At 67.7% G+C, this 24950-nt stretch carries 21 protein-coding genes, 1 tRNA gene, 1 other RNA gene, 2 pseudogenes and 1 riboswitch; of the genes and pseudogenes, 8 read left to right on the forward strand and 17 right to left on the reverse strand.

What is annotated here, in order from left to right; translation table 11 throughout:
• Window positions 1–123 precede the first annotated feature (123 nt).
• Window positions 124–1431, forward strand: coding sequence for an ammonium transporter (locus ACH438_RS16100; protein ID WP_397005692.1), 1308 nt, complete (start codon window positions 124–126; stop codon window positions 1429–1431).
• Here the strand turns inward: ACH438_RS16100 and ACH438_RS16105 are convergent.
• Window positions 1424–2401, reverse strand: coding sequence for a neutral zinc metallopeptidase (locus tag ACH438_RS16105; protein ID WP_397005694.1), 978 nt, complete (start codon window positions 2399–2401; stop codon window positions 1424–1426). The genes ACH438_RS16100 and ACH438_RS16105 overlap by 8 nt on opposite strands.
• 604 nt (window positions 2402–3005) lie before the next feature.
• Between ACH438_RS16105 and ACH438_RS16110 the strand changes: the two genes are divergently transcribed.
• Both ACH438_RS16110 and ACH438_RS16115 read left to right on the forward strand, forming a co-directional pair.
• Window positions 3006–4610, forward strand: coding sequence for a DUF2207 family protein (locus tag ACH438_RS16110; protein ID WP_397005695.1), 1605 nt, complete (start codon window positions 3006–3008; stop codon window positions 4608–4610).
• 64 nt (window positions 4611–4674) lie between these two features.
• Window positions 4675–5208: a DUF4333 domain-containing protein gene (locus tag ACH438_RS16115; RefSeq protein ID WP_397005697.1), complete on the forward strand. Its 534-nt coding sequence runs from the start codon at window positions 4675–4677 to the stop codon at window positions 5206–5208.
• 117 nt (window positions 5209–5325) lie between these two features.
• Here the strand turns inward: ACH438_RS16115 and ACH438_RS16120 are convergent.
• Window positions 5326–5649, reverse strand: a pseudogene (locus ACH438_RS16120) (GntR family transcriptional regulator); the annotation flags it as partial.
• A gap of 683 nt (window positions 5650–6332) precedes the next feature.
• Here ACH438_RS16120 and ACH438_RS16125 point away from each other — a divergent pair.
• The gene (locus ACH438_RS16125) at window positions 6333–7607 is read left to right on the forward strand and encodes an ROK family protein (protein ID WP_397005699.1); all 1275 of its coding nucleotides are present in this window, start codon (window positions 6333–6335) and stop codon (window positions 7605–7607) included.
• A gap of 421 nt (window positions 7608–8028) precedes the next feature.
• Here the strand turns inward: ACH438_RS16125 and ACH438_RS16130 are convergent, their stop codons facing one another.
• The 12 genes and pseudogenes from ACH438_RS16130 to ACH438_RS16185 all read right to left on the reverse strand — a co-directional run bounded on the left by ACH438_RS16130 (window position 8029) and on the right by ACH438_RS16185 (window position 18346).
• Window positions 8029–9168 (reverse strand): LLM class flavin-dependent oxidoreductase, encoded by a 1140-nt coding sequence (locus ACH438_RS16130; protein WP_397005702.1) that lies wholly within the window; start codon window positions 9166–9168, stop codon window positions 8029–8031.
• A pseudogene (locus ACH438_RS16135) lies at window positions 9165–9967 on the reverse strand (DUF1684 domain-containing protein). The gene ACH438_RS16130 and the pseudogene ACH438_RS16135 overlap by 4 nt, the downstream one beginning before the upstream one ends.
• The gene (locus ACH438_RS16140) at window positions 9964–11328 is read right to left on the reverse strand and encodes an NtaA/DmoA family FMN-dependent monooxygenase (protein WP_397005704.1); all 1365 of its coding nucleotides are present in this window, start codon (window positions 11326–11328) and stop codon (window positions 9964–9966) included. The pseudogene ACH438_RS16135 and the gene ACH438_RS16140 overlap by 4 nt, the downstream one beginning before the upstream one ends.
• A gap of 8 nt (window positions 11329–11336) precedes the next feature.
• Window positions 11337–12413: an LLM class flavin-dependent oxidoreductase gene (locus ACH438_RS16145; protein ID WP_397005706.1), complete on the reverse strand. Its 1077-nt coding sequence runs from the start codon at window positions 12411–12413 to the stop codon at window positions 11337–11339.
• Window positions 12413–12688, reverse strand: coding sequence for a hypothetical protein (locus ACH438_RS16150; protein WP_397005708.1), 276 nt, complete (start codon window positions 12686–12688; stop codon window positions 12413–12415). The genes ACH438_RS16145 and ACH438_RS16150 overlap by 1 nt, the downstream gene beginning before the upstream one ends.
• Window positions 12685–13755, reverse strand: a complete 1071-nt coding sequence (locus ACH438_RS16155; RefSeq protein ID WP_397005710.1) for an LLM class flavin-dependent oxidoreductase — start codon at window positions 13753–13755, stop codon at window positions 12685–12687. Before ACH438_RS16155 ends, ACH438_RS16150 begins: the two co-directional genes overlap by 4 nt.
• Window positions 13752–14273: a GNAT family N-acetyltransferase gene (locus ACH438_RS16160; RefSeq protein ID WP_397005712.1), complete on the reverse strand. Its 522-nt coding sequence runs from the start codon at window positions 14271–14273 to the stop codon at window positions 13752–13754. The genes ACH438_RS16155 and ACH438_RS16160 overlap by 4 nt, the downstream gene beginning before the upstream one ends.
• Complete coding sequence (locus ACH438_RS16165; RefSeq protein ID WP_397005714.1) at window positions 14270–15247, reverse strand: ABC transporter substrate-binding protein; 978 nt, start codon at window positions 15245–15247, stop codon at window positions 14270–14272. The genes ACH438_RS16160 and ACH438_RS16165 overlap by 4 nt, the downstream gene beginning before the upstream one ends.
• Before the next feature lie 48 nt (window positions 15248–15295).
• Window positions 15296–16060 (reverse strand): amino acid ABC transporter ATP-binding protein, encoded by a 765-nt coding sequence (locus tag ACH438_RS16170; RefSeq protein ID WP_397005716.1) that lies wholly within the window; start codon window positions 16058–16060, stop codon window positions 15296–15298.
• Window positions 16057–16932, reverse strand: a complete 876-nt coding sequence (locus ACH438_RS16175; protein WP_397005718.1) for an amino acid ABC transporter permease — start codon at window positions 16930–16932, stop codon at window positions 16057–16059. Before ACH438_RS16175 ends, ACH438_RS16170 begins: the two co-directional genes overlap by 4 nt.
• Window positions 16933–16941: 9 nt before the next feature.
• Window positions 16942–17037: riboswitch (SAM riboswitch) on the reverse strand.
• Between the two features lie 74 nt (window positions 17038–17111).
• Window positions 17112–17660 carry a flavin reductase family protein gene (locus tag ACH438_RS16180; protein WP_397005720.1) on the reverse strand — a complete coding sequence of 183 codons (549 nt, stop codon included), beginning with the start codon at window positions 17658–17660 and terminating at the stop codon, window positions 17112–17114.
• Window positions 17661–17767: 107 nt separating this feature from the next.
• Complete coding sequence (locus tag ACH438_RS16185) at window positions 17768–18346, reverse strand: HhH-GPD-type base excision DNA repair protein (RefSeq protein WP_397005722.1); 579 nt, start codon at window positions 18344–18346, stop codon at window positions 17768–17770.
• 73 nt (window positions 18347–18419) lie between these two features.
• On the opposite strand from ACH438_RS16185, the gene ACH438_RS16190 reads away from it, so the two are divergent.
• Window positions 18420–19262, forward strand: coding sequence for a methyltransferase domain-containing protein (locus ACH438_RS16190; RefSeq protein ID WP_397006043.1), 843 nt, complete (start codon window positions 18420–18422; stop codon window positions 19260–19262).
• A 171-nt stretch (window positions 19263–19433) separates the two neighbouring features.
• Here ACH438_RS16190 and ACH438_RS16195 read toward each other — a convergent pair whose 3' ends face one another.
• Together ACH438_RS16195 and ffs are read right to left on the reverse strand one after the other, a co-directional pair.
• Window positions 19434–20741, reverse strand: a complete 1308-nt coding sequence (locus tag ACH438_RS16195) for an aminotransferase class I/II-fold pyridoxal phosphate-dependent enzyme (RefSeq protein ID WP_397005724.1) — start codon at window positions 20739–20741, stop codon at window positions 19434–19436.
• Window positions 20742–20887: 146 nt separating this feature from the next.
• An RNA gene (gene ffs / locus ACH438_RS16200) (signal recognition particle sRNA small type) lies at window positions 20888–20982 on the reverse strand.
• Between the two features lie 98 nt (window positions 20983–21080).
• Here ffs and ACH438_RS16205 point away from each other — a divergent pair.
• The 3 genes from ACH438_RS16205 (at window position 21081) to ACH438_RS16215 (ending at window position 23421) form a co-directional block, all read left to right on the forward strand.
• Window positions 21081–22178 (forward strand): hypothetical protein, encoded by a 1098-nt coding sequence (locus tag ACH438_RS16205; protein WP_397005726.1) that lies wholly within the window; start codon window positions 21081–21083, stop codon window positions 22176–22178.
• Between the two features lie 54 nt (window positions 22179–22232).
• Window positions 22233–22317, forward strand: a tRNA-Ser gene (locus ACH438_RS16210).
• A gap of 534 nt (window positions 22318–22851) precedes the next feature.
• Complete coding sequence (locus ACH438_RS16215; RefSeq protein WP_397005728.1) at window positions 22852–23421, forward strand: sce7726 family protein; 570 nt, start codon at window positions 22852–22854, stop codon at window positions 23419–23421.
• Here ACH438_RS16215 and ACH438_RS16220 read toward each other — a convergent pair.
• A complete protein-coding gene (locus ACH438_RS16220) occupies window positions 23387–24490 on the reverse strand; it encodes a beta family protein (protein WP_397005730.1) in 1104 nt (367 codons plus the stop codon). The genes ACH438_RS16215 and ACH438_RS16220 overlap by 35 nt on opposite strands.
• Window positions 24491–24950: the final 460 nt, after the last annotated feature.

Genomic DNA, 24950 nt, shown 5'->3' on the forward strand with positions numbered 1-24950 from the left:
GCGCGGAGAGGCGGGACAGTGTTACGGCCAGGTATCCGAACACATATTTTTGTAACAGCGCCTTAACGTGAGGATTCGGTAACTTCCACGAAACGCGATCACGCGTGGAAGGAGTTGCCCACGATGAATCCGACCCTCGATCCGGCCGCCACGGCCTGGCTGCTCGCGGCCACCGCCCTGGTGCTGCTGATGACCCCGGGCCTGGCGATCTTCTACGGCGGCATGGTGCGCTCCACGGGCGTGCTGAACATGCTGATGATGAGCTTCATTTCGATTCCGCTGGTGGCCGTCGTGTGGCTGCTGTTCGGATACACGCTGGCCTTCGGGGATGACGCGGGCGGCGGGATCATCGGCAATCTCGGGCACCTCGGGCTCTCGGGCATCGATCCGGCGACGCTGCACGTGGTGAATTCGAGTACGGGCGCGGCGGTTCCGGAGCTGCTGTACGTCACCTTCCAGCTGACCTTCGCGATTCTGACCGTCGCGCTGATCTCCGGCGCGATCGCGGATCGGGCCAAGTTCGCGGCCTGGGTGATCTTCGTGCCGGTGTGGGCGCTCATCGTGTACGCGCCGATCGCGCACTGGGTGTGGACGCCGAACGGCTGGTTGCAGCGGCTGGGCACGCTCGATTACGCGGGCGGCCTGGTGGTCGAGATCGCTTCGGGCGCTTCGGCGCTGGCCATGGCGCTGGTACTGGGTCCGCGAGTCGGTTTCAAGGTGGATGCGATGCGGCCGCACAATCTACCGTTCGTGCTGCTGGGCGCGGGTCTGCTGTGGTTCGGCTGGTTCGGGTTCAATGCCGGTTCGGCATTGCAGGCCAACGGGATTGCGGCGGCGGTTTTCCTGAACACGCTGGTGGCGGGCTGTGTGGGCATGCTGGGCTGGCTGGTGGTGGAGTTACGCCGGGACGGGAAGCCGACCACCTTCGGTGCGGCCTCGGGTGCGGTGGCGGGTCTGGTGGCCATCACGCCGTCGTGCGGTGAGGTGAACACGCTGGGTTCGGTGGTCGTGGGTCTGGTTGCGGGCGTGGTGTGTTCGTTCGCGGTGGGCTGGAAGTTCAAGGGCAATTACGACGATTCGCTCGATGTGGTGGGTGTGCACTTCGTGGGCGGCATCGTGGGCACGCTGCTGATCGGGTTCCTGGCCAGTGCGGTCATGACGGGCGGGCCGAAGGGTCTGTTCTATGGCGGCGGGCTGGGGCAGCTGGGCAAGCAGGCGCTGGGCGTGCTCGTGGTGGCGGCGTTCGCCTTCGGGGTGACGTTCGCGCTGGGCAAGCTGCTGGACAAGACCATCGGGTTCCGGGTCAGCCGCGAGGACGAGATCGGCGGCGTGGACTTCGCGCTGCACGCGGAGACGGCCTACGCCGAGGGTGTGCACGGGCACAGTGGCGGGCATTCGGTGAAGCGCCTCAGCGATGGGCCGTTCAGCTGACGTTGGCGGTGGCGGCGCTGAAGGTATTGCATTGCGCCGCACGGTCCTTGCTGTAGCCGACCACCCACCAGTCGCCCATGTGCTGGGCGCTGCCGTGGTCGCGCATGTCGCCGGGGCCGTCGCCGCGGTGGTAGGCGTCGTTCTGGGCCGTGGTGATCTGGGCGGGGGTGAGTGAGCCGCCGCCCTTCGAGGACGACAGGTACATGCCGTCGAAGCATTGGGCCTGTTGTTCGGTGCGGCGGGACAATTCGAGGCCGGTGTCGGAGCGGGCGCCGGCGTCGCGGCGCTGCTGGTGCACCTTGCCGAGGATGCCGGCCTCGGCTTGGACGTGGTGCCCGTATTCGTGGGCGAAGACGGAGAGGTAGACCACCCAGTTGTTCTTGAACAGGTCGGTCTGCAGCTGGCTGATGGGCAGGTAGATGGTCTGGTCGGCCGCGCAGTAGAAGGCGGCGAAGTTGTTGCTGCTGCCGGTGCACAGGGTGGTGATGCCGTTGGTGTCGGCGGTGACCTTCAATTTCGGCGGATCGAAGGGCAGTTTGATGTTGTCGAACAACGGTTTCCACGCATTGTGCAGGCAGTCGGCGGCGGTTTCGAAGAATTTCCGCGCGACATCGACCTGGGTGCCCCACGGCGCGTAATCGCATTTCGCCGGAATCAGGGTGTAGTCGTCATTGGTGAGCAGCGGATTGTTCGCGGTCTCGGCAATGCCGCGGTTCTCGCTGCCGGTGTCGGGGGCGTATGTGGTCTGCACATTGTCGCCGGAGCTGAGGTGATGCAGCCGGGTGACCAGGGCGGTACGCAGCAGCCCGGCGGTCACCAGGACCACGAGCACGATCAGCAGCGGAACGACACGCCCGCGCCGCGCCGCGGGCCGGGGCGGCGCGCCCATGACCTGGAAGCCGCCGGTCGGCGGCAGCGGTGGGCGGTAGGCGGGTTGCGAGAAGCCCGGCGGCATCCCGTAAACGGGCATGCCGGGCCCGACCGGCGTCCCCTGACCAGGTCGTACGCCCGGGGCAGGCGGTGGATACCCGGGCTGTCCGCCGGGCGGCAGGACCCGCCCGTACCCCGGAGGCGGCGCGGGCTGAAAGCCTTGGCGCTGTGGATAACCAGGCGCCGGTGGAATTCCGGACCCCTGCGGACCGACCGGTCGCTGCGGATTGCTCGGGCCCTGTGGATGGCCCTGGCCCTGCGAGCCAGCTGGCGGCTGCGGCGGATGTCCTTGGTCCCGTGGGCTTCCGGCGGCGGGCGAGTTGCCTTGGCGCTGCGGCGGATTGCCCTGGTACTGAGGGTTTCCGGGCGGGGTGGCCGGACGCTGCGGCGGGTACCCGGGATTGCCGGGGTGCTGGGGTTCCGCAGGCCGTTGCTGCGGGTTGCCCGCTGCGGGTGGAACACCGGGGGCGGGTGGCCGTGGAGGCTGGGCGCGGGGGTTCTCACCTGGGGGTATGGGTCCGTGGCCGGATGGTGGGCGAGTCATCCCCTGCACCCCCTCGTTCCTTCAGAGATAACCGGCCGGCTCCGTAGACCTGTGCGTTGACCGCTGAGGAAGGATAGCAAGCTGTCTAAAGTAGCTGTCCATGCAGATTTTTCGGGGGGCCGCACTGGTCGCGATGCTCCTCGCGATCGCGGGTGCGGTCGCGCCGGTTGCTCGTGCGCAGGCGGACGGGGTGAAGATCACCGCGGACGTGAATCTGGGCGATGGCGGTCTGCTGCGGGTCACCGAGACGGTGGAAGTGCCTGCGGGCGGGGAGTTCCGGCAGGTGTTGCCGCTGCGGGTGCAGGTGGACCCGAATGTGCAGCGCAGTTTTCAGGTGAGCGAGGTGCAGGCCACCGGGGACGGGGACGCGACGATCGGGGACGACCGGTTCACCATCGATGCGCGGCCCGGTACCGCGACGTTCAAGTACACGGTGCACAACACGGTCAGCGATGCGACGGGTGCGCAGGTTTTCCATTGGACCGGTGTGCTGAACACCGATGTGCAGTCGATCAGCGCCACGGTGTCGAGTCCCAGTTTCCGCATGGGTGTGACCAAATGCACCATCGGCCCGCCCGCGAATCCGCAGGACTGCACGGATATTCAGGTCGAGCCGGACGGTTTCGCGCATCTGGAGAAGACCGGTCTGCACAAGGGCGACGTGCTGGATGTGACCCTGCAGTTGCCGCCCGGCACGGTCAAGGCGAACGCGGATATCCAGGACGACAATGCGCAGACCGCGTTCTCGGTGACGGGTCCGGTGCTGGCGGCCTTCGGTCTCCTGCTGCTGGCGCTCGCGGCGGCGGGCGGTTACATCATGTGGTCGCGGCGGTCCGTCCCGGCCGGCTCCGAGATCATCGATCCGATGGTGCGCAATGGCGATCGGGTGGCGTTCGCTTCCCCCGATGGCGTGCTGCCGGGCATCGCGGGCCTGCTGCTGGATGGCACCGCCGAGGCCGCGGCCATGGCGGCCGCCGTCGTGGATCTGGCTGTGCGCAGCTATATCTGGATCGCCGCGGTGAACGATTCGGATTGGCGTATCAGCCGCATGAATCCGCCGGATCAACATCTCACCGCACACGAGCGAGCGGTGTACACGGCCCTGCTGCCGGACGGCGTCGAGTCGGCCCTGCTGTCCGAGCGTTCGGGCCGGGTGCCGCTCTCCGCGGTGCGCGCCGCGCTGATCGATGATGCCGTTGCCGGCGGCTTCTACCTGGATCGTTCCCGTCGCGGTCTCGAATTCCGTTTCGGCGCAGTGCTGGTCGTGGCCGGTGTCGCGGCGACCCTGTGGCTGGCGCTGGGCCCGGCCCGGCACGCACTGGTCGGTATCGCGATCGTGCTGGCGGGTGTGGCGGCCATGTTGCTCCCCCGTTACCTGCCGTCCCGCACCACGGCGGGCCGCGATCTCACCGCCCGCCTGGAGGCCATGGGCCGGGGCCTGGAAACCCTGACTCCGCAGCGTATTCCGCAGCCGGATCAGGAGCAGGCCTTCTCCCGCGCCCTGCCCTTCGAGGTGGCCGCGCACCGGACGGATCAGTGGGTCCGCACCTTCCGCGATCTGGACCCCACCGCCGACGGCCATCCGGGCCTGTACTGGTTCGGCGGTTTCGAATCCGATCGCTCGCTGCATCGTTTCGCCGCCCAATTCCCGTACTTCACAACCAAACTCGAGGGCTTGTTCCGGACGGGCCCGGACCGCACCTGAGCTCGAGAAACGACCGATTCACCGACCGATACGCCCGCCGCCGCGCGGTCCTACTCTCCGGGCCATGCGCAAGTTCTCTGCAGTATTCCTGATCGCGGCGGTTCCGTTGGTGGCGTCGGGTTGTTTCGGCCCGGGCTCGGTCGACAAGAGTGATATCCAGACCAAGGTGGCCGGTTTCTACCACGACGAATCGCACGAGGACGCGAAGTCCACGACCTGCGAGGGGGACCTGAAGGCGGAGGTCGGGGCGCAGCAGAAGTGCACGGTCACCGCGGGCAACGGCCAGACCTGGCCGGTTACGGTGAAGGCGACCAAGGTCGAGGACAAGACCGTCGACTACGAGGAGACCTTCGACAGCAAGTACCTCAAGCCCGACGATGTCGCCAAGGAGGTCGCCCGCATCTACAACGAACAGACCGGCAAGACCGCCAAAGCCACCAGCTGCACCGGCCTCCTGCCCGGCGCCACCGGCACCACCCTGCGCTGCGTTGCGACCGAGGACGACGGCACCCGCTGGGGCGTCACCGCGACGACCACCAATATCGAAGGCGACCAGATCAACTACACCGTGAAGTTCGACGACAGCCCGATGCCCTAGCGCGCGAGCCACGCGAATACCGTGCAGTCATGATCATCGGCGACCGCCATTCGGCCGTCCTTGGCCTTCAACAGGGTTCCGGCGGTGACGGTGTTGATGGTCTTGGACTGGTGCCGCGCGGACCTCGTTGCGGACCTCGCCGTGGCCGCGCAGGGTTTCCTTGAGTCCGAGCAGGGCGTCCAGTCCGTGGTCGTATTTGCGGCGGGCCACATGGGTGCCGACCTTCGGGGCGCGTTCGATGAGGCCCTCGTCCTTCAACAGGGCGAGCGCGTCACGCACCGTATTGCGGGAGACGGCGAACTCGGTGGACAGCTCGTGTTCCGAGGGCAGCGAGCCCTCGATACCGCCCGAATGAATCTGCTGCCGCAAGATATCCGCCACCTGGCGGGCCCGGTCGGCCCGGCGGACGGTGGGGCGCAATGGCACTGGTTCCGCTGACACCTGATTCTCCTTTCCGCCGTTGACCTGCGGTTTCAGACTCTAAGGCCAGTTCCGCGGCGCGACTCGACCTCATCGCCGGCACCCCTGCGGGTGTGCGGCAATGCGCCGCCCGCACCCGCGCGCGGCCTGCCGAAACAGCGGGCGATCCGGCTATTGCGCCACCCTCCCCACCAGCGGCGGACTTGAAATCACAGTGATCGGAATGCGTGTGCCGCCCATGCCGCGGGAGTGGGGTTGACGGTGGGTTCATTTCTCGAGATGTGGGAGGACGGCGTGTCGTCCATCACTTTCCGGACCGGCTCGACATCGGCCCGGAGCTGACGGCAAAAGTCAACTGGCACAAAAGATTCAGTAGAGCAACCGGGATTCCGAAGGGTTTGGTGTGAATGCCCTCCGGAAGCACTGTGCGGCCGGGACACTCGTCCGTGCCTTCCGCTCCGGCTGAGTGGAATGCTAATTTGATCCCATGTCTTCCAGTCAGCCCACCGCAACGCGGGTCACGTATGTGACCGTCGCGCTGGGTGTGCGGCTGCCGCGGCAACGGGAACTGTGTTGTCCCTGCCGTCGCGCAGCCGAGTACTGACCCCTGATTCCTGGAATCCGGGCCTCTCGCTGCACCGCTGATAGCTCCATGTAGGCATTCGTCTCGTTAGCCGACGGGACCGCAGCAAGGACTCGAAGCCATGTCCAGCCCCATTCTCGAGCGTCCGCTCAGTACCACCGTCGCGACCGCCCGACTGGCTCCGGCCCGTCCGGCCGTCCCGGCCGAACTCCGCATCACCGACAACCCGGCCGCCGCCGTGTTGCGTGCCGCCACCCGCGGCCCCATCTTCCGCGATGTGGCGGCCCAGTCCACGGGCTCCAGCATCGCCACCGTGAATCGTCAAGTGTCGGCGCTGCTTTCGGCCGGCCTGCTGCGCGAGCGCGCCGACCTCACCGCCTCCGGCGCGGTCGGCCGCCCGCGGGTGCCGTTCGAGGTCGACACCGACTCGTATGTGACCGTCGGCGTGCACATCGGGTCCACCGTGACCCGCATCGTGGCCGCGGATCTGTCCGGCCGGATTCTCGGCGGACTCGAAATCGCCACGCCGCAAACGGGTCAGGACGCGGCGCTGACCATCGTGGCGCGCAGCGCCAAGGCCTTCCTGGACCGGCTGCCGCGGCGCAAGCCGCTGTGGACGGGTGTGGCGCTGGCGGGCCGGGTCGATCCGGCGGGCGGGGTGGTCGACCATCCGCGGCTCGGCTGGACCGCGGCGCCGGTGGCGGCCGTGTTCAGCAGCGTGCTGGACCTGCCGGTATCGGTGTCGGCGCACGTGGAGGCCATGGCCGCGGCCGAGCTGCTGCTCAACGGTCGCGATCCGGCCGAGACCGAACGGCCCGGCAGCAGCCTCTACATCTACGCCCGCGAAACCGCCGGTCTCGCAGTGACATTGCACGATCGCGTGCACACTCCGGCCAACGGCCCCGGCTCGGTCGCGCACCTGCCGACCGGTTCGGATGTGGATTGCACCTGCGGCCGGCGCGGCTGCTTGGAGGCCACGGTCGGTGAGCGCTACCTGCTGGAACGCGCTGTGCGCAAGGGCATCCTGCGCAAGCCGGAGGCCCCGCGGCGCCCGGTGATCACCGACCTCTACCGCGCCGCCGACAACGGCAATGCCGCGGCGCAGGAACTCCTCTTCGAGCGCGCCGAAATCCTCGGCCGCACCGCCGCCCTCGTACGCGACATGTTCAACCCGGACCGCGTCATCCTCGGTGGCCAGGCCTTCACCGGCTACCGCCCCGGCATGGAGAAGGTCGCCAAGGCCTTCCACGACAGCACCACCCTCCCCACCGCCGACCTCCGCATCAGCCGCTTCGGCGGCCGCGTCCAGGAATTCGCCGCCGCCGTAACCAGCCTCAGCGTCTTCTACGCCGACCCCCTGTCCGCCATGCGCCGCGCCACCCGCGCCGCCCGCTGACCCACACCCCACACGAGACAACCGACCGGCGGCGAGAAATCGCCGCCGGTCGGCATTTGCATGTCGGAAATCCCTGGACTGGAACGAGTTTCAGGCCGGCCACCCGAGAGCGTATCAGCCGGAACTGCGCTTCCCGACGTAGCCGGTCTGCGGGCCGATCTCGGCCCTGCGGCGACTGCGGCCGCGGTGACAGCCCGATGCGCGGGCGCGCGGCACGGCCCCGGTACAAGCGAATTCCCCCGCCGGGGCCGCCCGGCAGGGGAATTCTTTTCTGAGGAAGGCGGGCCGGGCTCGGACAGGTCCACGTGTCCGAGCCCGGCCCCTATCTGCCGCACGCGCGCGAGGCCCATTTACGCGGGTGCGGTCTCCGGACGCTCACGGTGGGGAGTCCCCTTTCCCAAGGTGAGTGGCCGGAGAGTCTTTACGCGGCTCGTACGTGGGAGAGGCCCCATTCGCGCGCCAGGAGGCGGTGCGAGGTGAGGCGGTCCTGGTGGTCGTACGTGACGCTGGTGATGACGAGTTCGTCTGCGCCGGTGAGCTGTTGGAGGGCGGTGAGGCGTTCTGCGACGGTGGCCGGGGAACCGGCGAACTGGGTGGTCAGGCGGTCTTCGACCAGTGCGCGCTGGGCGTCGGTGAGGGGCGGGGCAGTGGCGGGGTCGAGGTATTCGGCCGCGCCGGCGCCGCTGCGGATGCTGTAGACCCAGTGGCCGTAGCTGGCGGCCAGGTGGCGGGCGGTCGCATCGTCCTCGGCCACCACGACATCCGTGGAGACCACGAGGTATGGGCGGGGGAAGCGGGGCGAGGGGCGGAATGCCTTGCGATAGGCCTCGACGGTTTCGAGGATCGTGCCCGGCGAGACGTGGTAGTTCGCGGCGAAGGGCAGGCCCAATCGCCCTGCCAGTTGCGCACTTTCGCCGCCGCTGCTGCCGAACAGCCACAGCTGCACATCCGCGCCCTCACCCGGGACGGCGTGCAGGGGCACCCCATCGGCGGAGGTGTAGGTGCCCGCCAGCAGATCGCTGATCTGCTGCACCTGCTCGGTGTAGGGCAAAGACTGCGCGCCCGGCAGTTGCAGCGCCTCGAGACCCGCCGCGAACTTGGTGAAGTCGAGCAGCTTCGCCGGATTGAAGGGCGGCGGAATGACGACCCCACCCCGCACCTCGGTAGCCCGATCCGCCACCGGCTCGGCGGCGGGCCGGTCTGCGGCGGAACGCAATTGGCCGCCGCGATGACCGGAACGGCCGAGGCCGAGGTCCAGCCGGCCCGGGTACAGCGCGTCGATGGTGCCGAAGGCTTCCACCACGGAAGCGGAGGTGTGGTGCCCCAGCTGTACGGCCGCCGAACCGACCCGGATGGATTCCGTTGCGGCGGCGATCAATCCGATGAGCGTGGTCGGCGCGGCGCTGGCCACCTGCGCGAAGTGATGCTCGGCCACCCAGAAGCGGTGGTAGCCCAGGCGTTCCGCCTGCTGCGCCAGGTCGATGGTATTGCGGAGGGCCTGTCGCGGCGTCGAGCCCGTGCTGACGGGCGACAGGTCAAGCACCGAGAGTGGGATGGTCATAGCGACTGCTCCTTGCGCGGATCCTGTTCGCCCGCTTCGACACTCACCGTCAGCCGGTTCTCGGCCGGCGCCACCGGGCAGGTGGCGTGATCGGTGAAGGCGCAGGGCAGGTTCACCGCCCGGTTGAAGTCCAGCGTCAGCGAGCCGTCGGCGGCCGGCCGGCCCAGGTCGAGGCGGCGCGCGCCGCCGTAGGTGGTGACCCCGCTGGTGGCGTCGGTGAACAGCGCGTGCAACCCGGCCTCGGCCGAGCCGAAGGCGATGAGCCGCTGCGTGGTGCCGCCGAGTTCGAAGGTCACCGTGCCCGCGGCGGAGTGGTGGTGTTCGAGGCCCGCCACCACGGCGCCGGTAGTGACCACCTGCGCCGATTCGTACGGTTCGAAGAGTCCGGTGACGGCCCACGCCGGATCCGCCTCGTACACCGGGATACCGGTGTACTCAGCCAGCGTGGTCGCGGCCGGATCGTGGATGCGCAGCGCGAATTGCCCGGTGCGCCGGATGACTTCGATGATCCGCTCGCCGGTGTGAACCTCCAGGCCGGGCGCCCCCTCGGCGGGCGTCAGCACGGCCGCGCCTGACCATCGAGCCGCAGGTCCGCACCGGATTCGACGGTCACATGGACGTTTTCACCGTCGGTCCGCCACAACCCCGGCAGTCCCTCGACGGTCTCGTCGGTGTCGCCGAGCCAATGCAATCCGGTGATGCTCAGCCAGCCCAGTGGCTGCCGTGCCCAGGTGTCGCGTCCGGCTCGGAATACGTCCCACTGCCGCTCGAATTCGGTGGCGGTGTCGGTAGCGGTCATGATGCGCGTACTCCTTCGGTGCCGTGGTGAGGGTGGCGCAGGCCCAGGTGGTCACGCAGGGTCGCGCCGGTGTACTCGGTGCGGAAGCTGCCGAGCGCCTGCAGTTCCGGGACGACCTGGTCGGCGAATTCGTCGAGACCGGCCGGGGTGAGGGACGGGACGAGCACGAACCCATCCGCCGCGTCGGACTGCACGTAGTGGTCGACATCGGCCGCCACCTGCCGGGGTGTGCCGACGAACTGCTGGCGGGCGGTGGTGGCGATGATGAGGTCGCGAATGGACAGCCCCTCGGCTTCCGCCTTGGCACGCCAGGCGTCGGCGATGGCGCGCGGATCCTTGGCGTGCCGGACCCGGCCGCGGGTGATGTTCACGTTCTCGACCGGGTCGATCGCGGGCAGCGGGCCGTCCGGATCGTAGGCGGAAAGGTCGCGGCCCCACACCTGTTCGAGGAAGGCGATGGCGGTCTGCGGCGTCACCTGCTGCCGGCGCAGGTGCCGGGCCCGCTCCTGCGCCTCCGCGGGCGTATCGCCGAGCACGAAGCTCGCGGCGGGCAGGATCTTCAGGTCGTCGCGGGCGCGGCCGTACTTGGCGAGCCGGTCCTTCACATCGGTGTAGAAGCGCTGCCCGTCGACGAGTTCACCGTGCGCGCTGAAGACGACATCGGCCTTGGCGGCGGCGAATTCGCGGCCCTCGTCGGAGTCCCCGGCCTGGATCTGCACCGGGTAGCTCTGCGGGCTGCGCGGCAGCACGAACTGCCCGTCGATATCAAACTGGTCGCTATTGAAGTGCACGGTCGGCGCGGGCTGCGCGAACACGCCCCGCTCCCGATCCACCACGAGCGCGTCCGCGGGCCAGCTGTCCCACAGCGCGCGCGTCGCGTCCACCACCTCGGCCGCGCGCGAATACCGCTTGGCGTGTTCGAGATAGCCGCCGCGCCGGAAGTTCTCCCCGGTGAACGCGTCGGAGGAGGTCACCGCGTTCCAGGCCGCCCGGCCGCCGGACAGATGATCCAGCGAGCCGAACTGCTTCGCCAGCTCGAAGGGTTCGTTGTAGGTGGTGTTGATGGTGCCCGCCAGCCCGAGCCGCGTGGTGACGCCCGCGAGCGCATTGAGCACGGTGAAGGTGTCCGGCCGGCCCACCACGTCCAGGTCGTGGATGCGCTCCCGATGCTCGCGCAGCCGCAGTCCCTCGGCGAGGAAGAAGAAGTCGAACAGGGCGCGTTCCGCGGTGCGCGCCAGATGCACGAAGGATTCCAAATCGATCTGGCTGCCCGATTCCGGATCGGTCCACACCGTGTGGTGATTGACGCCCGGGAAGTGCGCGGCGAGGTGAATCTGCTTGCGTATCCGATGGTCCGGCATGACTCTCCTCAAGCGTGCGCGTAGCGGTTGGCGGGACGCGGCAGGCCCAGCCGATCCCGCAGGGTCGGGATGAGCGCCGGCAGGTACGGCAGGGTCGCGGCCAGCGCGAGCGGGCGCAGCACCACACCGTCCGCGGCGCAGGCGGTTTCGACCTCGCGCAGCACCGTGCGCAATTCCGCGGCGGTGCCGATGTGGAAGACCGTGCGCGGTGCGCCGGTGGCGATCCAGTCCTCCAGCTGCGCGACATCCGCCGCGGCCGCATCGGCGGTGCCGGCCAGGTGGATGTCCACATCCAGCAGCACGCGCACCCGCTGCGGATCGCGCCCGGTCGCGGCCACGGCGGCACGGAGTTCGGAGCGGGTCGCGGCGGCGGCCTCGAGGCTGGGCGCGGTGATGCGGATCAGATCGGCGCGGTGCACGGCCAGCCGGATGCTGTGCGGATCGGCGGCCCGCACCGTCACCAGCGGCTGCCCCTGCGGGGGACGCGGCGTGATGGACGGGCCCTGCACCGCGAAATGCGTTCCGGTGAAGTCGATGTAGTGCAGCTTCTCGCGGTCGATGAAGCGGCCGGTGGCCTGGTCGCGGATCTCGGCGTCGTCCTCCCAGCTGTCCCACAACCGGGTGACCACCTCCACCGCCTCGTCGGCCTCCGCCCAGCGGGAGCGATCGTCCTGTTCCGGCTTGCGGCCGAACAGTTTCGCGTCACCCGCGGATACCGCGACCTCCCAGCCCGCCCGGCCGTGCGTCGCGAAGTCCAGGCTCGCAATGGCTTTGGACAGATGGAACGGTTCGGTGTGAGTGACCGTGGCCTGCGGGATCAGGCCGATGCGGCGGGTGAGCGCGGCGGCGCGAGCGGCCACCGCGACCGCGTCCAGGCGGCCGATCGCACCCTCGGGTTGCAGTGCGAAGGAGTCCGGCAGGAAGGCGAGATCGATACCGGCGTCCTCGGCGGCCCGCAGGGCGTCCACCCAGTAGTGCGCGCCGAACAGCTCCTCGGCCCGGGAATCCGGCCGCCGCCAGGACGCGGGGTGCGCGCCGGTGCCGGACAGTTCCAGGCCCAGCAGCAAGGGCGAGATATGCGCCATCAGGCTGTCCTCTCGAGCGGAATAGAGTTGGTGGAGAGCGCATTCCGGACTACGCCCACGGCGGCCGGCGCCGCGCCGCCCACGACCGCCGGATCCGAGCAGGTCGGTGCCTGCGACAGGCCGTAGCGCAGGGTGCCTCCGGCTTGCGGCGGGCCCGTGGGCGCACCACCCGGGCTGTCCGAACCGCCACCGCAATCCGCGAGGCCCAGGGTGGTGACGGCGAGCACGCCGGCCAAGGCCAGCGGTCGTCGCGTCCGGGCGTGGGTAAAGCTCATCGGGGATCTCCGGAGGGGTAGCGATCGGCGCCGAGCGGACGGCTCGGGATGCGGCGGCGCAGTTCGGGCGCCACCTCCGCCTGGAACAGTTCGAGACTTTCGCGGTGCTGCTTATCCGTGCGGCCGTCACCATCGGCGTTGAGGTGAACCACTTCGTGCCCCAGTCGCTCGTGATAGCGGGACAGCTTGTCCAGCACCTGCTGCGGGCTGCCGATGAGCGCGGAGGAGCGTTCGGCGAAATCCTCGACGGTCTCGAATACGACCGGCACATCGAACTTCCGGGCCGACGCCTGCCGCGCCTGGAAGATCGGACGGTAGGCGTCGATGGCCGCCTGCGAGTTCTCGGTGATCAGGAATCCGGCGGTGCCCGCACCCACCAGGGCCTCGGCCGGGTCGTGCCCGTAGGCGGCCCAGCGTTCCCGGTAGTGCTCGACCAGTTCGGCGTACGGGTCCACCGCATAGGTGACATTCGCCGAGAACAGCGGATCACCGTGCTGCGCCGCGTAATCCGCGGATTCCCGGCTGGTGGCGCTGCCGTGCCAGATGCGCAGCCGTGGCTGCAGCGGGCGCGGCAAGGCCTTGGCCTCCGTCAAGGACGGGCGGAAGCGGCCGCTCCAGGTGACGCTGTCGTGCTCCCAGAGTTGCCGGAAGAGTTCGTAGCCTTCCCGATTGCGGTCCCACTGATCATCGGTGGTGACGTGGAACAGCTTGGCCTGCGCCGCGCCATTGCCCTTGCCGATGATGAGTTCGAGGCGGCCGCCGGAGAGATTATCGAGTGTGGAGTAATCCTCGAAGGCGCGCACCGGATCCAGCAGGCTCAGGGTGGTGACGCCGGTGAACAGTGCGATACGCGAGGTGACCGCGGCGATGTGGCTCAGCACCACCGGCGGCGCGGCGGAGATGAACGGATCCTCGTGCCGCTCCCCCACCGCGAAACCGTCGTAACCGAGTTCCTCGGCCAGCTTCGCGCTGTCCACCACCCGGCGCAGCCGCTGCCGCGAGCTCTCGGTGGTGCCGGTGATCGGATCGGGGACGTGCGTGATCAGTGTCAGCAGCAGGAATTTCACGCCGGCACCGCCTCGGCCTCGGAACCGATGAACTTCTCGAAGGGGTGCACGAAGCCGACAAGCGCAGGGAGGTGGAGCGCCTTCTCCACGTCCGGTGGCAGCGGGATGTATCCGGTGGCCTTGTACAGCGCGACCGCCTCGGGCTGCCGCGGACCGGTGGTGAGGAAGATGCGCCGGTAACCGCGTTTGGCGACTTCGGCTTCCAGCTGCTCCAGCACGAATCGGGCCAGACCTTTACGACGGTGCTCGGCGGAGGTCCAGATGCGTTTCAGCTCGGCGGTTTCGGCGTCGTAGCGCTGGAAGGCGCCGCCCGCCACCACCTCTCCGTCCTCGACCACGACCAGCAGATCGCCGTAGGGCGGCGCGAAATCCTGCGCCGGATAGGCCAGCAGCCCGGCGTGCACCTCGCCGACCGTGCGGCCGTAGCGAGTGCTGTATTCGATGGCCAGTTCCGCCAGCAGCGGCGCGGCCAGCGGGTCGTGCTGTCCGACGTGAAATACGGTGCGGCTCACGCTCATCCCCTCTTCGGCAGGCCGGGCGGATCGATGCGGGACTGCTTCACGGCCTCGCCGCCGAGCCCCCAGTGGTCCAGCACCTTCTGATAGGTGCCGTGATCGATGGCGTACTGCAGCGCCTGCTGGACCGGGCCGATCAGGCCGTTGTCCTTCTTGGTGAGCACCGCGATCTCGGCCCGCAGCGCATCGCCCGCGCCCGACCAGGTCGCGATCACCTTCGACTGGCCGACCGCCGCGACGTGATACTGGGCGCTCGGGTTCGGGCCCACGTAACCGTCGATGCGGTGCGAGGCCAGCGCCAGGTAGTAGTCGTTGTTCTGCTGGTAGTAGGCGAGATCCAGCTTGGGCAGGCCGTCGGCGACGTTCTGGTCGTTCCACTTCACCAGCAGCTGTTCCTGATTGGTGCCCGAGGTGACGCCGATCCGCTTGCCCGCCAGCGACTTCCGGTCCGTGTAGGTCCAGTCCGAATCCTTGGGCACCTCCAGCGAGACATTGTCCAGCCGGTAGGTGGCGAAGTCGTACTTCTCCTTCCGCTCCTCGGTGACGGTGATGTTCGAGACGATGGCATCCACCCCACCCGAATCGACCTTGACGAAGTTCTGCGCGAAATCGGCCGTGCGGTGATCCACCTTCAGGCCCAGGATGTCGGCCACCAGCCAGGCGATATCGACCTCCGAACCGATCACGGTGCGGTCGTCGGTGGCGTAGAAACCCAGGGGCGGCGTCGCGCCGACCGAACCCGACACGACGAGCGTGCCGCGCTGCCGGATGGCGGCCGGCACCTGCGCCGCGATCGAATCCACCTTGTCGGCGTGAATGCGGGTCGACTGCTCCGGGCTCAGGTCGTAGGTGATCCCGTTGACCGCGCGGGTCTCGCTCGCACCACCGTCACCCTTGCCACAGGCCCCGGTGAGCAGGCTCAGGACGGTGAGGGCGATGAGAGCGCCGGTTCGCCTGCGGCGGCGCGCCAGAGACATGAGATGTGATTCCTTACGTGAGGGGCGGCAACGTCAGCGGCGGCATCGTCAAAGGACATGCGCGAGAAAGGCTTTGGTGCGCTCGTGGGCCGGATTGTCCAGCACCTCACCCGGCGGACCCTGTTCGATGATGCGGCCGGCGTCCAGCAGCACCACGGTGTCGGCCACCTCGCGGGCGAAACCGACCTCGTGCGTGACGATCACCAGCGTCGAACCGTCGCGGGCCAGGTCCCGGATCACATCCAGCACCTCACCCACCAGCTCGGGATCGAGCGCGGACGTGGGCTCGTCGAACAGCACCACCTCCGGCCGCAGGGCCAGCGCGCGGGCGATGGCGACCCGCTGCTGCTGCCCGCCGGACAGGCGGCGCGGATACTCATCGGCCTTGTCCGCCAGGCCGACTCGCGCCAGCAGCGCCAGCGCCTCGGCATTCGCCTCCGCCTTGGGACGGCCCTGCGAGGCGACCGGCGCCAGCGCCACATTCTCCCGGACCGTCAGGTGCGGAAAGAGATTGAAGTTCTGGAAGACGAAACCGATGCGCGCCCGCTGCCGCAGGATCTCGCGCTCGGACAGCTCGTGCAGCTTGTTGCCCTTACGGCGGTAACCCACCAGATCCCCGCCGACCCGGACCGTGCCCGCGTCCACCTGTTCCAGGTGATTGATGGTTCGCAAGAGCGTGGACTTCCCGGAACCCGACGGGCCCAGGATGACCGCGACCTCACCCGGCCGCACGGCCAGATCCACCCCGCCCAGCACCTCGTTCGTGCCGAAAGACTTACGGATGCCGCGCAATTCGACCGCGTACTCGCTCATTTCCGCACGCTGCCCTTCGCGAAATGCCGTTCGATATAGAACTGGATGACGCTCAGCACCGAGGTCAGCACGATGTACCAGACCGTCGCCACCATCAGCAGCGGCACCACCCGGCCGTTCCGGCCGTAGATGACCTGCACCTGATAGAACAACTCGGCGATCGCCATCGTCGACACGATCGACGTGCCCTTGAAGAGGCTGATCACCTCATTGGCCGCGTTCGGCAGAATGCCGCGCATGGCCTGCGGCGCCACGATCGTGAAGAACTGGCGACGCCAGGGCAGCCCGAGCGATCTGGCCGCCTCCCACTGCCCCTGATCCACCGAAATGATCCCGGCCCGAATGATTTCCGCCGAATACGCCGCCTGATGCAGGGCCAGGCCGATCACCGCGGCGGTGAAACCGCTCAGCGCCTGGTTCGTCTGGAAGTGCGCGAACTCCGGTCCGAACGGAATGCCGATCGACACCGTCTTGTACAGGTACGCCAGGTTGAACCAGAACAGCAACTGCACGATCAGCGGAATCGAGCGGAACGCCCAGATGTACGTCCACGCGATCGTCTGCAGCACCGGGTTCTTCGACAACCGGCCGATGGCCAGCACGATCCCGAGCAGGAAACCGATGAGGGTGCCCCAGAACGTCAATTCGAGGGTCACCTTCAGGGCCGCCAGCACCGACCTCGCGGTCACGTACTGCGCGAACGTGGACCAATCCCAGCCGGGATTGGTGACCAGCCCGTGCACGAACTGCGCGACCAGCAGCAATGCGACGGCGGCCGCCACCCAGCGCCACGGATGCCGCCGGCGGGCGATCGGCAACGCGCCGTCGTCGACCTCCTCGCGCCGTTCCGGCGGCGCGGCCAGGATGCTCATGACAATGTCCCTCCATCGGTCCTGGCGGGAAGCACCCGCACCCGAACGTGAAGGGGGTTGCTGCGACGTCTACGAGCCAGGTCTCTCGATCGCTCTGGATGGTGATGACGACGATACGAACCGGACCGGCGACTGTCGCCGTTCCGGATCACCGTGAATCGAATTGCGCCGCAACAGGACTAGCTCGCGGCTTCGCTGATAGCCCCCGCCCCGTCGTGCAGCGCGCGGAAACCGCTGCGATGGAAGACCAGTGGCTCCGACTCCGGGCGCACGCTCAGACGACGCACCCGCAACAACACCACCGCGTGATCACCGGCGGGCACCTGCGCGTGCACCGAGGTCTCCAGCCAGGCCGTGGCGCCCGCGATGAACGCCGCGTTCCCGTTCCCGGTGCGCAGGTCCACATTCCGGAAGCGATCCCCGGTGCGCGAGCTCAGATTCAGCGCCGCTTCCCGCTGCTCGCCGTCGAGCAGGCTCAGGCCGAGCCGGCTCGCCTTCTCCAGCTCCGGCCAGGTCTGCGACGAATACTGCATGCAGATGGATACCAACGGCGGATCCAGCGACACCGGCACGAAGGTGCTCACCACCAGCCCGTGCGCCACACCCCCGATGCGGGCGCATACCGCCACCACCCCGCTGGGGAAGTGCGCGAACGTCCGCCGGAGATCCGTACCGTCGACTGAGGTCAACGCGGCGGTCCCGCCGCGGATCGAGGTCAACTCGCCCATCGCCCCAGTGCAACACTCCCGCGCGGCCGCCGACAGGGTTGGGATCGGCCCGATCGCAAGGGGTGCGGAAACGCCGCGAACCCGCCCGAGCGGGTCCGCTCACCTACTCACTTCGACTTCGCCGCGGCTTTCGCCTGCTTCTTGAATTCCCTGACCTGAGTCAATGATTCGGCATCCGTCACATCCGCCACGGAACGCCGCGAACCCGCTTCGCCGTACGCGCCGGCGGCCTCTCGCCAGCCCTTCGCTTGCAGGCCTTCCTGTTTACCCAACAGGGCCAGGAAGATTCGCGCTTTCTGATCACCGAAACCGGGCAGCGCCTTCAAACGCTTCAATACTTCCTTGCCGTCCGGATCACCCTCGGTCCACAACGCGGAGGTCTGCCCGTCGTAGTGCTCGACAATGTATCGGGCCAGCTCCTGCACCCGGCGGCCCATGGACCGGCCGTACCGGTGAATGGCGGGCGGGGTCGCGGCCAGCTCCTCGAATTCCTCCGGATCCGCGTTCGCGATCTTCCGGATATCGAATCCGCCCATGCGGTCGGCGAGTTTCTGCGGACCACGGAATGCGTGCTCCATCGGAAACTGCTGATCGAGGGCCATACCCACCAAAAGGGCGAAATCATCCGTGGAAAGCAGTTCGTCGGCGGCGGGATCCTGCGCAATAACCAGCTTTCGGCTCACCATGCTCCGATCATCCCATCCATCCTGCGTTGCGGTGACGCGGGTCACGACTAGGCTTCGGCGCATGCCCGACACCATGGCTATTTCTTCAGTGGGAAACACGCCGCACGACGGCGGAGGCTCCGGACTGCGACCGGACCGTTTCGACCGCGACGGCCAGGACCAGCTGGTCGACGTCCAGGATCTGCAAGCCGCACTACCCGGCATCCGCAGGCTCCGGACCTGGGCGCACGACGCGCTCGCCACCCGCCCCGGCGAAAACGCCGTCGATATCGGCGCCGGCACCGGCTCCGAGGTCATGGCCTTCGCCGACCGCGTCGGACCGACCGGCACCGCCCTCGGCGTGGAACCCGATCCGGACCTGCTGGCCGCCGCCGAACGCCGCGCCCGCCAATCCGGCTCCACCGCCAAATTCGTCTCCGGCGACGCCTACGGGCTGCCCTTCGGCTCCGACACCTTCGATGTCGCCCTGTGCGAGCGCGTCTTCCAGCACCTCACCGGGCCGGCCCGCGCCGCCCGGGAGATCGCCCGCGTCCTGAAGCCCGGCGGCCGGGTGGTCGTCATGGACAGCGACTGGGGTACCGCCGTCGTGCATCCGGGCGACCGGCACGTCGTGCACGAGGTCATCGAGACCATGATCGCCGGCACCACCAACCCGTACGCCGGACGCCGCCTCGCGGGCCAGCTCACCCAGGCCGGGCTGGTCGTCGACGATATCGGCTCGCACGCCCTCATCCAGGACGGCAGCGTCGGCGCGGGCGCGCTGGTCGCCCGGGTCGCCGATATGGCGGTGGCGCGCAGCGCCATCAGCCAGGCCCAGCGCGACCGGCTCATCGCCGATCTGGAGGCCGGCGCGGCCAGCGGTGACATCCACCTGTCGGTGACCATCTTCGCGGTGCTGGCGCACAAGCCCGCCTGAGGTAAGGAAGAAATCGAGCGCGCACCGGTATCCCGGTGCGCGCTCGGTGCAATTATGCTGCGTGACAACTGATCTGGCGAGATGCGGGTAACTCGTCGGGGACGACCGAACCGCGATCCGGACCCAACCGCCGCACGGGTTACCAAACCCGCACGGCACCCAGGCCGCCCGCTAAAGGCGCGGAGAGGCGGAAATGCTCGACAACTTCTCACTCGCGGCCAGCAGCACGCAGGTGGCCAGACCGTCCATCGCCTTCTCCAGCTCACCCAGCGAGGGGAAGCTCGGCGCGATACGGATGTTCTTGTCCTCCGGATCCCGGCCGTACGGGTACGAGGCGCCCGCCGGGGTCAGCGCGATGCCCGCGTCCTTCGCCAGCGCCACCACGCGGGAAGCCGTGCCCTCCAGCACATCCAGGCTGATGAAGTAGCCGCCCTTCGGCTCCGTCCAGGACGCCACCTTCGAGGCGCCCAGCCGGTCCTCCAGAATCCGCAGCACCAGCTTGAACTTCGGCTCCAGGATCGCGCGATGCTTCTGCATGTGCGCCCGCACGCCCGCCGCGTCCTTGAAGAAGCGCACGTGCCGCAGCTGGTTCACCTTGTCCGGGCCGATGCTCTTCTTGCCCGCGTACTTCAGGTACCACTCCAGGTTCGCGGTCGAACCGCCGAAGAAGCTCACGCCCGCACCCGCGAAGGTGATCTTCGAGGTGGACGCGAACACCAGGGGCCGGTTCGGGTTTCCGGCCGCGGCCGCCAGGCCCAGCACATCCTGCACCGGCACGGCGGTATCGGTGAGCGGGTGCACGGCGTACGCGTTGTCCCAGAACAGGCGGAAGTCCGGGGCCGCCGCCGGCATCGAAACCAGTTCGCGGGTCACGGCTTCGGAATAGGTGACGCCGGTCGGGTTCGAGTAGTTCGGCACCACCCACATGCCCTTGATGCTCGGATCCGCGGCCACCATCTCGGCGATGGCGTGCGCGTCCGGGCCCTCGGGACCGATCGGGATCGGGATCATCTCGAAGCCGAAGGACTCGGTGATGGTGAAGTGCCGGTCGTAACCCGGTGCGGGACACAGGAACTTGCGCACCGGCTCCGCCGACCACGGGCGCGGGGAATCCACCGTGCCGTGCAGCAGCGCGAACACGATGGCGTCGTGCATGATCTCCAGGCTGGCATTGTTGCCGGCCAGCAGGTTCGACACCGGAATGCCGAGGAGTTCGCCGAAGATGGCGCGCAGCTCCGGGAGGCCGTGCAGGCCACCGTAATTGCGCACATCCGTGCCGTTGGCGTCTTTGTAGTCGTCGACGCCCGGCAGCGACAGGAGCTCCAGCGAGAGATCCAGCTGCTCGGGCGAGGGCTTACCCCTCGTGATATCCAGCGTCAGCTTCTCGGTCTTGAGCTTCGCGTAGTTCGCGGTCTGCGTCTCGTTTTCCGCTACGAGTTCCGCATGGCTCATCAAACCGAGTTGCGTTTGCCGGGGCATCAGACAGCCTTTCCAAGGGCGGTTGAGTGTTTTTCCAGGTCGGCGCGCACGCCGACCCAAGCGCCCAGGTTACTCGGAGAGCCCGGCGAATCGGGAGCGATATACGGCGACTCCGTCCCCCGGAAAAGTCGCGGCCCCCAGAAAAGATAAGGGGACCCAGCGCACCCGGCAGAGCCCGTTGACCCTTGCTGCCTTCCGGCCCTGGGGGAGTTCACAGGATGCGCGCCGCGCTGGATCCGTCGGCCAGTGTAGCGGCTCACCGGCGACATCGCCGCGCCGGGTCGTTACGATCTCTCCGACACGACGGGGGAGTCCCGCTGAACCGGAGGGGAAAGACTTATGACCAGCTCGAATTCAGGACCGGGCGGAGGACAGGATCCCGCCAAAGCGCAGGAGACGGCACAGTGGTGGGCCACCCCGCCCGCCGGAACCGATGCGGGTCAGCCGGTCACCGGCGCCGACCCGACCATGCTGAACTATGCCGCGGCGGCACAACAGTTCCCGCCCGCCAACCCGCAGCAGTCGCAGCCCGGGTATCCGCAGCAGCCCGCGCCCGGTTACGGGCAGCAGTCGAGCCCGGGCTATCCCCAGCAGTCCGCGCCCGGCTACCCACAACAGTCCGCGCCCGCGTACGCACAACAGTCCGCGCCCGGCTATGCGCAGCAATCCGCACCCGGATTCCCGCAGCAGGCCCAGCCCGGATTCCAGCAGCCCTTCCCCGGCCAGGCCCCCACACCCGGCTACAACAGCTACCCGACGCCGCCGCGGAACAGCGGCAGCAAGGCCGGGCTGATCATCGCGGGCGTCATCGGTCTGGTCGTCATCGTCGGCGTGGTCATCGGCATCGTGGCCTTCACGCACAAGGACAGCCCGATCTCGCCGCTCAGCGATGACAAGAAAAAAGCCATGAACGGCAACTACTCCATGGCCAATATCACCAACGCCTGCAGCGTCATCGACCCCAGCGCGCTCACCAAGTGGTCGAGCACCCAGAAGGGCAACCCGGAACACTCCGAGACCCAGCCCAGCGACTACGCCGGCGGCCGGATGAGCTGCACCGCCGAGTACTACAGCAACTCCACCACCGACAAGTACACGCAGAACACCGCCCGCATCCAGCTCGACGTCGAATACACCGGCGCCTACGGCGGACCGCAGTACGACTCCTGGAAGCAGTACGACACCGGCACCACCGGCTCCGGCCGCACCTCCGGCGACGTCAGCGGCCTCGGCACCGAGGCCTACTGGCACGCCGAGACCCGCGACTACTCCTCCTTCAACGACCTCGACTACACCGTCGCCACCAAGGACAGCAATGTCTCGGTGAAGGTCGAGATCAGCCTGCAGCGCGGCTCCGGCGAATCCGTCAGCAAGGACGATGTGGCCGCGGTAGCCAAGCAGCAGGTGCAGAAGGCCCTCGACGGCATGAAGAAATAGCCCTCGACCACCCCATTTGTGTATTCCAGGGGAGCAGCCGGTATATTGCTCGACGGAGGATTCGCCTAGTGGCCTATGGCGCTCGCCTGGAACGCGGGTTGGGTTAACGCCCTCAGGGGTTCAAATCCCCTATCCTCCGCTCCCGAAGGCTCCGGCCGGACTCAGTCCGGCCGGAGCCTTCGTCGTTCAGCGGGCCGACGGTGTGCGCAGCACGGTCGCCACCTCGTCCGGGGCCGCGGTCCCAGCAGGGCCGCAGGCATCCACCTAGATCCACGGAGAGGTCGCGATAGCTGTTGCGCTCCATGGTGTTCGTGGCGAGTGCGAGCGGGATCTGGGCGCGCAGCTCCGTGGCGGACGCGCCGCGCTGTGCGCAATAGCATTCCAGGGCCAGCGAGATCGCGGTGTTCGGTTTCGATCGGGCTGGCAGCGAGGGACAGTCCGCATCCGCCGGCCCGGATGCTGCAAGTGCAGGAGCCGGCTCGTCGGTCTTGCCATCGGCCCTCCCCCATACGCACGCGACACCGTTACGCCTCGCGATAGGCGCCGTCTCTTCTCCGGCCCTGGACTCGGCTTCTATGCATCAACGCGGGCATGCCGGCCCGTACAAGCCGTGCGATGAACACGGCATCGATATCCGTTCTCTGCTCCAAGATCACCCAGTACTGTTCCTGCCATGCGTGATGTCGATGTCCGGATAGCGGTACGGGAACAGCTGAAGGCCGAGCACGCCGCGCATATCGACAACACTCTGATCCTTGACGAACTCGGCCTCTGCGGCGAAGTGCGAGTCGACATAGCGGTCGTCAATGGTTCGCTGTCGGGGTTCGAACTGAAGAGTGCTCGCGACACTCTGCGCCGCCTCCCGCGGCAGGTCGAGGTGTACTCGCAGGTCTTGGATTTCGCGGTTTTGGTCGTAGCCGAGAATCACCTTCACGAAGCCATGGAGATCATCAAGCCGTGGTGGGGGTTGACCATCGCCGTCATGGATGGTGATGCCGTGCGGCTTCAGGTTGATCGCGAACCTCGGCTGAATCGGGACGTCGAGCCGATAGCGCTGGCCCAGTTACTGTGGCGCGAGGAAGCGCTCGAGGAGCTGACCGTGCGCGACGCGGATCGAGGGGTCCGATCGAAACCTCGGTGGGCGGTATGGACTCGCCTCACCGAGGTGATCGATCGCGAGGAACTGCGCTGTCTAGTTCGGCGGCGGCTCAAGGAGCGCCAGTGCTGGCGAGATTCTCAATGACCGCTGTCAAGTGGTGCGAGGTCGCCCACGCCTTCCAGTTCATCGCGCCTCCGGGACCTCCGGTCGAGCTCGCACACCGGCGAATCTGGCTGTCGCCCCAGCTGAACGACTCCGGTAGCAGGATCCGGGACGTCTCGTCCCGCAGCTGTTTGCAGATCTCGTAATAGGTCTGGTTGGCGAGCACCTTGTCCAGATCCGAACGCAGGCAATACCACTCGTTCCCGGTGGTGTAGCGCAGGTTGGGCGCGGAGCGACGAGCAACCGGAGCGCCGGGCAACGGGTGCGAGGTCGCGTAGTCACCGAACCGAGGCACCCGGGAAGTTCTGGCAGTGGCTGCAACACGGTTCCACAGTTCAGCGTCGTAGCGCAGGAACCGTTGGGGGACATAGGCGATCAAGTTGGACAGACCGACCGGGAAGGCTCCAGATAGCAGGACTAGATTGCGCCACTGCGATAGATGCGGCAGAGTCGGGATGATCAAGGGGATCAACGCCGAGTTCGTCGCGATCGAGTTGGCGTCGAGGTAACCGACATCGATCACCAGATCGACTGCGCTCGCCGGCAACTTCAGCGCATTCAGTACACCAGCCAGTTCAGTCGGCAACTGCGCGATGTTGGCGTAGTCCTCGCGGCTGAGGCGAATGCACACTCCATTGCCGTCTCCGACAGCGATGGCGGCGACCGCCGCGACGAAATCCGGTGACGACGACAGCGTGACGACGGGAACCGCGGCGAGGTCGTCGGCCAGGCAGCGGTGAAGTTGCGACACTCGTTCGGTTCCATCCGTACCTGACCGGTCGGTCATGGTCGCGTCGACGATCACGTAGTTGGTCGCGTCGTAATACTGGCCGAGTTTGCTGCCGAACTTATCGATGGCTACCGCGATCTCGGAGCTGTCGGCGGAGTCATCGATCGGCAGATCCAGGATCGGGATCGTTGCTGCGCGCTGCACAGGCGTCAAGTTCTTGAGCGCTTGCATTTCGCCGAGCTTGCCCTTGAGCGCCGGAAAGTAGGTAGTCGTAGCGACCGTTCTCAATGGGGGTGGTCCCTCGTTCGTTACATGGCTCATCGGAGGCGATGCAACTGGCGGCACCCCAAAACCCCTACCTGCTGAGACAGCCAGGATCGATGGAGTTAGGATCAGGAAGTCTTCCAGGACAAATCCCGAGCCCTGCTGGAGCCCGCTCTGGCAGGGCCTCGGCGTTCCAGGCCGAGGTAGATCCTCGGCCGGTTTTAGTGTAGGGCCCCCCTCCGACACATTCCGCTACACACGCACCCCGCGTAACCGGGCGGAACTGTCGCAGACGATCTGGCGGCGCGCGGTCCTCACAGACCTCACCAATGCCTACGCGGTTGAGCACGCAAGACCGATGATTGTGCAGCGCCAAGCCATATCGGGGGGTTCACGCACCGGATTCGCCCGCGATATGGTCCTTGACCTGCTGAAGAAACAAGCGGACGGTATGCCGGATCGCGGTGGTGTTGCGCGTGGTTATGATCGTCTCCGACACTGGTGCATACGATGTTGG

This window comes from Nocardia sp. NPDC020380 (genome assembly GCF_044386975.1).
Lineage (GTDB): Bacteria > Actinomycetota > Actinomycetes > Mycobacteriales > Mycobacteriaceae > Nocardia.